Below are 11,135 nucleotides of genomic sequence, written 5' to 3'. Positions count from 1 at the left end.
GTCCGTCCCCGGCCGGGGACGGACGGCGGCCGCCGCCTTCACCAGCGACGCGCTCGGCCGGAGTGACCGTACGGGGCTCACGCGTCTCCGACCAGGACATTGAGCAAGGCATGAGGTGGACCGGTGCCGGGAAACGGTCGGACGGTCATGGCGTAGCGTCATGGTCATGACCACGCCGCACAACCCGTACGGGCAGCAGCCGAATCCCTACGGCGGGCCGCCGCAGCCGCAGCCGCCTTATCCGGGGCAGGCAGCCCCGCCCGTACCCCAGCAGCCCGGGTACGGCGGGCAGCCGTACCCGCCCGCGGGCGGCTGGGGAGCTCCCTCGCCCTACCCGTACGCTCCGCCGGTCCAGCCGCCGAAGAAGGACCACACCGCCAGGAACGTGGTCATCGTGATGGCGTCGATCGTCGGGCTCATCGCCTTCGGCTGGGTCGCGACCGATGTCATCCGCCCGGCCGGGGGCGGCGGCACGTCGTACCCGGCCGCGGAGTACCGGCTGACCGCACCCCGGACGCTGCTCGACGGGAAGTACGAGCTCGCCGACGACCAGTCCGCCCAGCGGCAGAAGGAGCTCGAGTCGTCACCGGTCGACGAGACCGACATCCGTGACCCGCAGGCCACGGTGGCCCAGTACACGTCCACGTCTGAGGGCGGGGTCCTGGTGCTGTCCGGAATGCACGGCCGCATCAAGAACCCCGACACGGCCCGCGGGAAGATGCTCGACGGCGCGGCGACGGCGGACGGCGCCACCCTCGCCGTGCCGGCGAAGGACGTCACCCCGGCCGGCTCGGAGGTCACCATCACCTGCCAGGTCGTGACGATGACTCAGGACGGCGGCGGCACCAGCTCGTTGCCCATCTGCGCCTGGGCCGACGACAACACGAACGCGTCGGTGACCGTGGTCACGGCCGCCACGTCGACGAAGTCCCCGCAGGACATCGACCTCGACGCGGCGGCCGAGGCCACGGCGAAGGTCCGCGAGGAGATCCGCAAGCCGCTCAGCTGAGTCCAGGCGGCCGCGCCGCCCCCGGCAGGTCCTCGCCGCAGAAGACGCACACGAAGTGTTCCTCCCGTACGACGTTGAGCGCCGTGCAGCCCGTGCAGTGGCGGAAGAGGAACTCGTGCGTGAACCGCGCGGGTCGCGGGATCCCGGCCCCGTCGAGGGCGGCGGCGACGGACGGCCAGCAGTCGGGGTCGGGGCAGTAGCCGGTGGACTGGTTACTGACCTCGACCACTTCCAGGCGGCCGCCGGCCCGCCCGAAGGCGACCTCCCCGGCCGCACGGACACTGGCCCGCCCGGCACAGGCCACATGCTCGCTGCGCCGGGGGGCGAGCCGCAGGAACCCGTCACCGTCGACGACATACGTGAACGGCTCCGCGAAGTCGCCAGGGTCCTGCTCGGCCGCCCATGCCTCGAAGTCGTCCCTGCCGCGCACGATCCGGCCCCCCGGCGCGTCCTCCGCGGCCCGCCACGGCTCGGGCGGGCCGCCATACGTGGAGCGGCGGGGCCCGTCGGTCGATATGACGGTCCTGGCCAGGATCCGTGCCACGCCCTCCCCCACGAGACGCACCTTGGCGCTGTGGGGAGGGTCGACGGCATCCAGGCCGTATCCGAACTTCTCGATCCGGTCGAGCACGAGGCTCCCGGCCTCGTACGCCTGTCCCGTCCGCGCGACGCCGCCCACGCACCGGACGACGCACACGGCCACCCGGGTGTCCGCCGATTCGACGCCGATGATGTGCAACTCGCCCCGAGTCACCGGAATCACGGCGTCAGGACCCCGTCCAGGAACGGCTCGATCGCCGTCCGCCAGCCGGACGGGCAGTCGTAGTGGACCAGGTGTCCCGCGTCGGACACCTCGCCGTACTGCCCGCGGGGCAGTACGCGGACCATCTCCTGGGCCTCCGCGCGGCCGAGTTCGCCGTCGAGGCCGCGGACCACCAGCGTGGGGCAGCGGACCTGGGCCAGCTCCTCCCAGTGGGCGTCGTGGACCCACGTCTCCCGCGACGTGAGCATCTGCCGGCGGGAGAACACCGGGCGCCAGCCGTCGGCCCGCTCCGCCATGACCTCGGCGAAGAACTCGCCGCGGGCCGTGTTCGGCCGCTCGACCCGGGGATCGTCCTCGCCGAACCACTTGCGGACGTCCGCCAGGGTCGCGAACGGGACGGGCCAGGAGCGGAACCACTCCTCCCACTCGCGCTGCGACGCGGCGCCGAGCGCGGAGGCCCGCATGTCGCAGATGATCAGGGCCTGGACCAGGTCGGGGCGCTTGGCCGCGAGCTGCCAGGCGGTGAGGGCGCCCATCGCGTGACCGATCAGGGTCACGGGCGCGAGGCCGAGCTGTTCGATCGCGGCCTCGGCGTCCGCCACGTACGCGTCGCGGGTGTACGGCCCTTCCGCGGGTTTGTCACTGCGGCCGTGGCCGCGCTGGTCGAGTGCGACCGCGCGGTGCCGCTCGGTGAGCCACCGGGCCGTGGAGGCCCAGTGCGATGCCCGGCCCATCAGGCCGTGGAGCAATAAGACCCCCGGGGCGTGGTCCCCTTCCGCGCGGCCCTTCGGCGGGTCCGCGAACTCCCAGGCAGCCAGGCGTACGCCACCTGCTCCGGTCACGTCGATGCGCCGCACCATCGGCCCTGGCACCCCCTTCTCTCCCCCGAGTAGGACTGGCTCGTCATGAGCCTCGTGTCGGGGCTCGTGCGAACCCCGGTCGAACTCCGTCAGACTATCGAACCTTTATTCGAAAACGCGGTTCTGCCACGCAACACCGCTCGTTCGAGTGACCACCTGCCGGGATTGACTCGCGCTGTCGAGGGGAGATCTTCTGCGGGAGGCGGGCCGCTCGGGGAAAAACGGTCCGTGGGGATTGACCCTGGGAGCTCGGGGCTCCGGGTCAGCACAGGGGAGGACAGGTCCCGGCGCCCTCGGGCGCCGGGACTCCTTCCTGTCAGCTGGTTCCCGCGGAAGCGGCAGCACAAGGAGGCGCCCGGAAGTCCACGCGGGCGTCCGCGCCGGTTCCCGCGCGGGGCGTACGACGGGCGCATCACCGGATTCCTCCCCTGCCCTCGGTGGGGGTCCCCACCCCCCGGCCGTGGCCATATGCCTCAGCCTCAGAGTGGCACGCGATTGCCGCGGCCGCTGCCATTCCGGACGGAAAACGGTTTCATCCATGTGAAATGACGGACCGGCCCCGCCCCCTCCGGAGAGGGGACGGGGCCGGTCCGGACACAAAGCAGCGCTTCAGGACGCCCGCGCTGCGTGCAGACGTCGCGCCTCAGCGCCTCAGCGCTTCGCGACGAACACGTGCGAGGCGACCTCCGCCTCCAGCTCCGCCGCCTCACCGCTGCTGCCCACGAGCACACCGCCCGCCGACTCCGTCACGCTCACCACGGAACCGGGCTGCACGCCCGCACGCCGCAGCGTGTACATCAGCTGGGCGTCGGTCTGGATCGGCTCACCGATCCGTCGCACGACGACCGTCTTGCCGTCCGGACCCGGGTCCAGCTCGGCCAGGGAGACCATGCTGTCGTCCAGGAACGGGTCGGCCTCGGCCTTCTCCCCCAGCTCCTCGAGGCCCGGGATCGGATTCCCGTACGGCGACTCCGTCGGGTGACGCAGCAGCTCCAGCACCCGCCGCTCCACCGCCTCGCTCATCACGTGCTCCCAGCGGCAGGCCTCCGCGTGGACCTGCTCCCACTCCAGCCCGATCACGTCGACGAGCAGACACTCGGCGAGCCGGTGCTTGCGCATCACGCGTGTGGCCAGCTGCCGGCCTTCGCCGGTCAGTTCCAGATGCCGGTCCCCGGCCACCGTCACCAGACCGTCGCGCTCCATGCGCGCCACGGTCTGGCTGACCGTCGGACCGCTCTGGTCGAGCCGTTCCGCGATTCGGGCCCGCATGGGCACCACACCTTCCTCCTCGAGCTCGAGGATGGTGCGGAGATACATCTCCGTCGTGTCGATCAGTCCGGACATACGTGCCCCTCGATGCTGTGACTTGAAATCAGTCGTTCGCTGGCCCCAGGTCAATTCTTGCGCATCGCGCCGACAACCGTGCCGCGCTGTGCCAGGGCCGTATTGACAGGGCAATGGTCCAGACCGCAACGTGATCCGCGACACGGGTACCCCAGGTATTCCCCCACCCCTGCGGAAAGGGCTCGGCGATGAGCGAGAGCAAGCTGGCCGGTCAGTTCTTCGACGCCGCGATCGGTCTGCTGCAGCACGTGCGGGACGAGGAGTCCCGCAACATCGCGGCCGCCGGCTCCGCCGTCGCCGACACCGTGCAAGCGGGCGGCCGGCTCTTCGCGTTCGGCGCCGGCCACTCCTCGCTCGCCGCGCAGGACGTCGTCTACCGGGCCGGCGGTCTCGCCGTGATGAACCTGCTCGCCGTACCCGGCGTCGTCGGCGTCGACGTCATGCCGGCCACCCTCGGCTCCGCGCTCGAGCGCGTCGACGGGCTCGCGGGCGCGGTGCTCGACTCCAGCCCCGCACGGGCCGGCGACCTGCTCGTGATCATCTCCCTCTCGGGACGCAACGCGCTGCCCGTCGAGATGGCCATGAACGCCCGCGCCCTCGGCCTCACGGTCATCGGTGTGACCTCCGTCGCCTACGCCACGGAGACGAAGTCCCGCCACTCGTCCGGCACGTTCCTCAAGGACCACTGCGACATCGTGCTCGACTCCCACATCGCCGTCGGCGACGCGGAGCTGACCCACGAGAGCATCGAGGCACCGTTCGCCCCCGCCTCGACCGTCGTGACCAGCGCGCTGATGCAGGCGACGATGGCCGCCGCGGCGGAGCAGCTCGCCGACCGGGGCATCGAGCCGCCGCTGCTGCGCTCGGGCAACGTCGACGGCGGGCACGAGTGGAACGGCCGCGTGATGGCCGAGTACCGGGACCGCATCTTCTTCCGGCACTGAGCCCGCCGGAGCCCTGGCCGGGGGCCGCCGGCTCACCGGCCTCGGTCGCCCGTCGACGTCGACTGCGCCAGGTCCAGTGCCGAGGCGGTGAGCACCGCGACGCTCTCCGCGTACACGGCGTCCGGGCGCTCGAACGCCGGACGGGCCGCGCCACGCAGGAAGGTCAGCACGCCGACCGTCCGGCCGCGGCTGCGCAGCACCGTGCACAAGGCGTGCGCCGCGTCCTTGGGCCACTGCCGGCGCTCCGCCCACTCCTCGGGCGTCCCCTCCGCGCCGGCGCTCGCCCGGACCGAGCCGAGCCGCTCCACGGCCTGGAGCGCCGGGTGCCCGGGCGCGTACCGCACCGGAAGCCCGCCGCCCGCCACTCCCGCGGCGGGGCCGGGCGCGCCGGCCGGTGACGCGACGGCCCGCACCAACCGCTCCCCGCCGCCGCCCTCGGTACCGCCGCCGCCCGCGCCGCCGCTCTCCTTGCCGCCCTCGACCACGTCGAGCAGGGCGTGGTCGGCGAAGCCCGCCAGCGCGAAGTCGAGATACGCGGTCGCCGCCTCCAGCGGGTCCTCGCATTCGGAGGCCGCACGCCCCGCCCGGTGCAGCTGACTCGACCTGAACCGCAGCCGGTTCGCCTCCTGCTCCGCCAGCTTGGCGTCCGTCACGTCGTGGAACAGCCACCCCACCCCGAGCGGAACCGGCTCCTCCGCCAGCGGGGAGGCCAGCCGTACGAACCCGCTGCGCCAGCAGCGCCGTTGCTCCCGCCCGTCGGTCGACGCGACGGCCACCCACAGGTCCGCCAGACCCCGCGGCGCACCCTCCGCCAGCACATGGTGCAGCGCGCCCTCCAGCTCCTCCACGCCCTGCTCCAGCAGCTCGCCGAGCGGCCGCCCCAGCGCGGACGTACGCCCCGCCCCGAGCGCACGGGCCGCCTCGCCGTTGACGACGGCGGGCCGCAGATCCACGTCGACCAGCACGACACCCCACGACGCCTCGTCGAAGAGCGCCTCGCTCAGCGCGATGGACCGCTCCAGGTCGATCTGGGTGTGCACCTCGCTGAAGGCGCAGTACACCCCGGCCGGCTCGCCGTCCGCGCCCAGCACCCGCGCGGACTGGGTCCGTACGAGCACCCGCCCGCCGTCCTTCCGCAGCAACGCGAACTCGTGCACCTGCCGGCCCGGCGCGTCCATCGCGGCCATCAGCCTCCCCTGCACCTCGGCCGCGTCCGCGCTGCGCACGGCCCACCCGGCGAAGCCCCGCCGCCCGACGGCCTCCCGCGCCGACCAGCCGAGTATCCGCTCCGCCTCACGGTTCCAGTGCGTCACGACCCCGGCGGCGTCGAAGGCACAGAGCGCGGCGTCCATGCCGTCGAGCAGCGCGGCGAGCAGATCCGCCCCCGGCGGCCCCGGCTCGCGCCCGCCGACACCGGGCGCGTCGGTGATCTCACTCCTGGAAGCACTCATCCCGGGACCCCCTGCAGGACGTGTCCACGTGCGCTGATGCCCGTCACGACCATTCAACTTCAACGTGACGCACAACACATACGGTTCCCGGAAATCATTGCGTCCGGGTCGGGCCCGGGCCGCATGTGGGTATGCGCGCTCGCCCAGCGGCGGAAGCTGCCCGTCACAGCACCACTGTGGGCGCTGCCGGCAGACCACGCCGCCTTCGCGGTCCCTACCATCGATTCCGGACCGCGGAGGCCGCAACTGTTCGTATGCCCCACGTTTGTGCGACGAAGGCTCCGTCCCAGCGCTCTGTCTGATGCCCCCGGGCTAGGTTCGAAGTGATTTCGGACTCGTGAGGTCACTCGCTCCCAGCACACACCGGCGCTGCGCCGGTGTGTCTTCCGAGTGACCAGCCCCAGTCATCGTGATCGCCAGATCAAGGACGGTGCACCTGATGACTACGTCTTCTGTAGGTGAGCAGACCCACCAGGCTGTGCTTCCTCAGCAGCCTGCACTGGAATCCGTGGGAGCAGACACCCCTGGGAGCAGGGACGAAACGGCTCACGGACGTCCCGTCGCGCGTCGGGACACCGGCAGGAGACATGGGCGAGGGGAGACCCCCGACGGCAGCACCGGGCACCGGGGGCGACACGCCGAGCAGGCAGAGACCAGGAGCGGTGACGCTCCGATCAGAGGCAAGGGGTACAGCGGCGGTGCCGGTTCCGGACGGGTGTTCGTCCTCGCTCGGGACGGAGTCCCGCTCATGCCCTGCCACCCCGCCCGGGCACGCGAGCTGCTGAGGAGATCCCGGGCCGTCGTCGTGCGTCTTGCGCCGTTCACCATCCGGCTCAAAGATCGCGCCCGTAGCCGGTCGGACGTCAGCGGCGTCCAGCTGCGTATCGATCCCGGGTCCAAAGGCACCGGTATCGCCGTCACCGACACAAAGACCGAGAACGCCCATGACGGCGGCACAGTGACGGTACGGCGCGGCCTCGTCTCCATCGAGCTCCTGCACAGAGGAGAGCAGATCCGTAAGGCCATGGCCCAACGTGCGGGCTACCGCCGCAGGCGCCGTTCAGCGAACTGCCGCTACCGAGCTCCGCGGTACCGGAACCGTGCCCGTCCGAAGGGTTGGCTGGCCCCGTCGCTCCGCCACAGGGTCGACTCTGTCGCGTCCGTGGCGGACAGCCTGTGCCGGCTGGCTCCTGTGACCGAGATCCATATGGAGCACGCGGCATTCGACACGCACGCCATGAGTGAAGGCAGAAGCCTCAGCCCGGTCGAGTACCGCAAGGGCACGCTCGCCGGAACCGAGATCCGTGAGTATCTGCTGGCCAAGTGGAAACGATCTTGCGCTTATTGCGGGGCGTCGGACGTACCGCTGAACGTCGAGCACATTCGTTCCCGACGCCGCGGCGGTTCCAGCCGGCTTTCGAACCTGACGCTCGCCTGCGTCCCCTGCAACCAGGCCAAGGGGGCCTCCCCCGTGGAGGAATTCCTTGCCGGTTCTCCGGGGCGCCTGAAAGCGATCTTGCGCGACGTCAGGATGCCGCTGCACGATGCGGCCGCGATGAACGCGACCCGTGGACGGTTGCTCGACGCGCTCGGGCTTCTCGGACCACCGGTGCGCACGTGGACCGGGGCCCGAACGAAGTGGAATCGCGAGGCCATGGGGCTGAACAAGTCCCATACGCTCGACGCTCTCTCCGTCGGGACGATGGACCCCGAGAACGGCGCCGGGATCGTCCGGGTGTGCGAGCAGATCCTCGTCATCAAAGCGACAGGAAGAGGCGCGTACGCACGCACGACGCCGGACAGGTTCGGGTTTCCCCGCCTCAGGCGTCCTCGCCGCAAGAAGCACTACGGATTCGTCACCGGCGATTTCGTTCGCGCAACCGTCCCTGCAGGCCGCTGGAAAGGCACATGGTCCGGGCGGCTCGCCACCCGATCCACGGGCCACCACAGCCTCACGACCCCACAGGGGCGCTTCAACGTCTCGTACAGGCACCTGCGACTTCTCCAGAGGGCGGACGGCTGTGCGTACAGCCTCCGACAGGAGTTCCGAAAAATGGGTTGATCCCGGCCGCCGACGCTTCTTAAGGTGTGGGCACGCTCAGAAAGGAGGTGATCCGGAAGTGATTTCTTACCGGACAAGCGAGGTGGCTGCGGGCTGACGCCTGCCGTCGCACTCTGTGCACCTCGGCAGTCGTCTGCCGAAACCCAAGCAGTCACCCGACCCGTGGGCCGCCGGTAAGTCCGGCCGGCTCCCTCCGTCCGGACGGAGGGACCAAAGGCCCACGGGTCGTCTGCGTTCCCAGGGCCGACGGACCGTTCAGGGGGCGAGCCGTTCGATCGTCCAGCCGCCGTCCGTGCGGACGTACCGCAGCCGGTCGTGGAGGCGGTTCTCGTGGCCCTGCCAGAACTCCACCGCGTCGGGCACGACCCGGATGCCGCCCCAGTGGGCCGGCGCGGGGACCTGGGTGCCCTCGGGGTAGCGGGCGGACAGCTCCTCGTACCGGCGCAGCAGTTCCTCGCGTGAGGAGATCACCCGGGACTGGTCGCTCGCCAAGGCGCCGAGCTGGGAGCCGTGCGGGCGGGTGCGGAAGTAGGTGGCGGTCTCGTCGCGGCCGATGCGGGCCGCCCGGCCGGTGACGATGATCTGGCGCTCGAGCGGATGCCAGGGGAAGAGCAGCGAGACGTGCGGGTTGGCGTCGATCTCGCGCCCCTTCCGCGAGTCGTAATTGGTGAAGAAGACGAAGCCGCGGGCGTCGTACTGCTTCAGCAGCACCGTGCGCGAGGAGGGCCGGCCGTCGGGGGTCGCCGTCGAGACGATCATCGCGTTGGGCTCCAGCAGGGCGGCCGCGGCGGCTTCGGCGAACCACTGCGCGAACTGTTCCATGGGCCCGGCGGCCAGTGTGCCCTCGTCGAGCGGTGTCGAGCGGTACTGCTCGCGCATGACGGCGGGGTCCGGGACGACGAGTTCCGTCTCTGCCGGGTGGGGTACGGGCAGGCCCGCGACGGTCACGTCCGAGGGGCGGGGTTCGGGAGCGGCGGCGTGGTCGGTCACGACGCCATCCTGCCGTAGGGACCGAGTTTGCCCGGCACGGAGTGCCGTCAATCCTCCTCGGGCGAAATGGGGCAGTGTGCCGGATGTCACGCTTCCCCGCATCGGCCGGACCCGCCAAAATCTTGGGTCCGGCCACTGTGGCCTCCATACACCAGGGGATATCGTGCCTGCCTCCCCGGCGGTTGGGTGACCACCGGCCGCACGGGGCATCACCGGAGTGACCGACCTGCCCGTCGGCAGCCGTATGCCGCACCCGCCTTTGTCGCACACGTCTTGTCGCACACGTCTTGAGGAGCCGCCTGATGTCCGACTTCGTACCTGGACTCGAGGGAGTCGTCGCGTTCGAGACGGAGATCGCCGAACCGGACAAGGAGGGCGGCTCGCTCCGCTACCGGGGCGTCGACATCGAGGAACTGGTCGGGCACGTGTCCTTCGGGAACGTGTGGGGCCTGCTCGTCGACGGCGCGTTCAACCCGGGCCTGCCGCCCGCGGAACCGTTTCCGATCCCGGTGCACTCCGGCGACATCCGGGTCGACGTGCAGTCGGCACTGGCGATGCTCGCGCCTGTGTGGGGTCTCAAACCGCTGCTCGACATCGATGAGGCGCAGGCACGTGACGACCTGGCGCGGGCGGCCGTGATGGCGCTCTCGTACGTGGCACAGAGTGCCCGTGGCCAGGGTCTGCCGATGGTTCCGCAGAGCGAGATCGACAAGGCCGAGTCCGTCGTCGAGCGGTTCATGATCCGCTGGCGCGGCGAGCCCGACCCGCGGCACGTCAAGGCCGTCGACGCGTACTGGACGTCGGCCGCGGAGCACGGCATGAACGCCTCGACGTTCACGGCCCGTGTCATCGCGTCCACCGGCGCGGACGTCGCGGCGGCGCTGTCCGGCGCGGTGGGCGCGATGTCGGGTCCGCTGCACGGCGGCGCGCCGTCCCGGGTCCTCGGCATGATCGAGGAGATCGAGCGGACCGGTGACGCGACGGCGTACGTGAAGCGTGCCCTGGACAAGGGCGAGCGGCTGATGGGCTTCGGGCACCGCGTCTACCGCGCGGAGGACCCGCGGGCCCGCGTGCTGCGCCGTACGGCGAAGGAGCTGGCCGCGCCGCGCTTCGAGGTGGCGGAGGCGCTGGAGAAGGCGGCGCTGGAGGAGTTGCACAACCGCCGCCCGGACCGGGTGCTGGCGACCAACGTCGAGTTCTGGGCCGCGATCATGCTGGACTTCGCGGAGGTTCCGGCGCACATGTTCACGTCGATGTTCACGTGTGCCCGTACGGCCGGCTGGTCTGCGCACATCCTCGAGCAGAAGCGCACGGGCCGGCTGGTGCGCCCCTCGGCACGCTATGTGGGCCCGGCTGCCCGCAGCCCGCGTGAGATCTCGGGCTACGAGGACATCGCCGGCTGACGGCGAACGACCCGGCCGGGCGGCCGCCGCGCGGCCGGCCTTCAGCCGCCCCGTGCCGGGCGCGCCGCCTGACGGCCCAGGGGTCTCCGGCAGACACGCCGGCCGCTGCCCGCCGGGCCCGACCGCAGGCCGCTCCGCCTGCGGCGGGCGGCTCGGCCGGGCGCAGGTCCCTCGGCCGACGCCAGGTCCCTCGACCGGACACAGGCCGCCGGGCCCAGACCGACTTCCACCACGCGAAGCCGGTGTACGAGATGCTCCCGGGCTGGTCCGAGGACATCACCAAGGCGAAGACCTTCGCCGACCTGCCGA

At 71.4% G+C, this 11,135-nt stretch carries 9 protein-coding genes; 4 read left to right on the top strand and 5 right to left on the bottom strand.

Annotated elements, in window-relative coordinates:
- The first annotated feature begins 166 nt into the window (after window positions 1-166).
- Entirely contained in the window at window positions 167-1,009 is an 843-nt protein-coding gene (locus AB0K36_RS33920) for a hypothetical protein (protein ID WP_364601544.1), read from the top strand.
- Here the strand turns inward: AB0K36_RS33920 and AB0K36_RS33915 are convergent.
- From AB0K36_RS33915 to AB0K36_RS33905, 3 genes are all read right to left on the bottom strand, one after another.
- Window positions 1,002-1,772 (bottom strand): hypothetical protein, encoded by a 771-nt coding sequence (locus AB0K36_RS33915; RefSeq protein ID WP_364601542.1) that lies wholly within the window; start codon window positions 1,770-1,772, stop codon window positions 1,002-1,004. The two genes, AB0K36_RS33920 and AB0K36_RS33915, sit on opposite strands and share 8 nt — an antisense overlap.
- Entirely contained in the window at window positions 1,769-2,632 is an 864-nt protein-coding gene (locus AB0K36_RS33910) for an alpha/beta fold hydrolase (protein ID WP_364601548.1), read from the bottom strand. Before AB0K36_RS33910 ends, AB0K36_RS33915 begins: the two co-directional genes overlap by 4 nt.
- Window positions 2,633-3,283: 651 nt before the next feature.
- Window positions 3,284-3,976 (bottom strand): iron-dependent transcriptional repressor DtxR, encoded by a 693-nt coding sequence (locus tag AB0K36_RS33905; protein WP_159690750.1) that lies wholly within the window; start codon window positions 3,974-3,976, stop codon window positions 3,284-3,286.
- A 188-nt stretch (window positions 3,977-4,164) separates the two neighbouring features.
- Here AB0K36_RS33905 and AB0K36_RS33900 point away from each other — a divergent pair, with 188 nt between their 5' ends.
- A complete protein-coding gene (locus AB0K36_RS33900; RefSeq protein WP_364601540.1) occupies window positions 4,165-4,920 on the top strand; it encodes an SIS domain-containing protein in 756 nt (251 codons plus the stop codon).
- Window positions 4,921-4,952: 32 nt separating this feature from the next.
- Here the strand turns inward: AB0K36_RS33900 and AB0K36_RS33895 are convergent, their stop codons facing one another.
- Entirely contained in the window at window positions 4,953-6,371 is a 1,419-nt protein-coding gene (locus AB0K36_RS33895; protein ID WP_364601538.1) for a PAS domain-containing protein, read from the bottom strand.
- Window positions 6,372-7,086: 715 nt separating this feature from the next.
- On the opposite strand from AB0K36_RS33895, the gene iscB reads away from it, so the two are divergent.
- Window positions 7,087-8,433: an RNA-guided endonuclease IscB gene (iscB, locus tag AB0K36_RS33890; protein ID WP_364601536.1), complete on the top strand. Its 1,347-nt coding sequence runs from the start codon at window positions 7,087-7,089 to the stop codon at window positions 8,431-8,433.
- Window positions 8,434-8,688: 255 nt separating this feature from the next.
- Here the strand turns inward: iscB and pdxH are convergent, their stop codons facing one another.
- Window positions 8,689-9,423, bottom strand: coding sequence for a pyridoxamine 5'-phosphate oxidase (gene pdxH / locus AB0K36_RS33885; RefSeq protein WP_435877993.1), 735 nt, complete (start codon window positions 9,421-9,423; stop codon window positions 8,689-8,691).
- A gap of 302 nt (window positions 9,424-9,725) precedes the next feature.
- Between pdxH and AB0K36_RS33880 the strand changes: the two genes are divergently transcribed.
- Window positions 9,726-10,826 carry a citrate synthase 2 gene (locus AB0K36_RS33880; RefSeq protein ID WP_364601534.1) on the top strand — a complete coding sequence of 367 codons (1,101 nt, stop codon included), beginning with the start codon at window positions 9,726-9,728 and terminating at the stop codon, window positions 10,824-10,826.
- The last annotated feature ends 309 nt before the right edge of the window (window positions 10,827-11,135 follow it).

Origin of the sequence: Streptomyces kurssanovii (assembly GCF_040677245.1) — a bacterium.
Taxonomy (GTDB): Bacteria; Actinomycetota; Actinomycetes; order Streptomycetales; family Streptomycetaceae; genus Streptomyces; species Streptomyces kurssanovii.
The sequence above is the reverse complement of the archived record's forward strand: the minus strand, read 5'-3'. Positions and strand labels throughout refer to the sequence as shown.

Excerpts from the sequence above, each read along its gene's own strand:
- AB0K36_RS33920 (WP_364601544.1), top strand. The coding sequence starts at position 167 with ATGACCACGCCGCACAACCCGTACGGGCAGCAGCCGAATCCCTACGGC.
- AB0K36_RS33910 (WP_364601548.1), bottom strand. The coding sequence starts at position 2,632 with ATGGTGCGGCGCATCGACGTGACCGGAGCAGGTGGCGTACGCCTGGCT.
- AB0K36_RS33905 (WP_159690750.1), bottom strand. The coding sequence starts at position 3,976 with ATGTCCGGACTGATCGACACGACGGAGATGTATCTCCGCACCATCCTC.
- AB0K36_RS33900 (WP_364601540.1), top strand. The coding sequence starts at position 4,165 with ATGAGCGAGAGCAAGCTGGCCGGTCAGTTCTTCGACGCCGCGATCGGT.
- AB0K36_RS33895 (WP_364601538.1), bottom strand. The coding sequence starts at position 6,371 with ATGAGTGCTTCCAGGAGTGAGATCACCGACGCGCCCGGTGTCGGCGGG.
- AB0K36_RS33880 (WP_364601534.1), top strand. The coding sequence starts at position 9,726 with ATGTCCGACTTCGTACCTGGACTCGAGGGAGTCGTCGCGTTCGAGACG.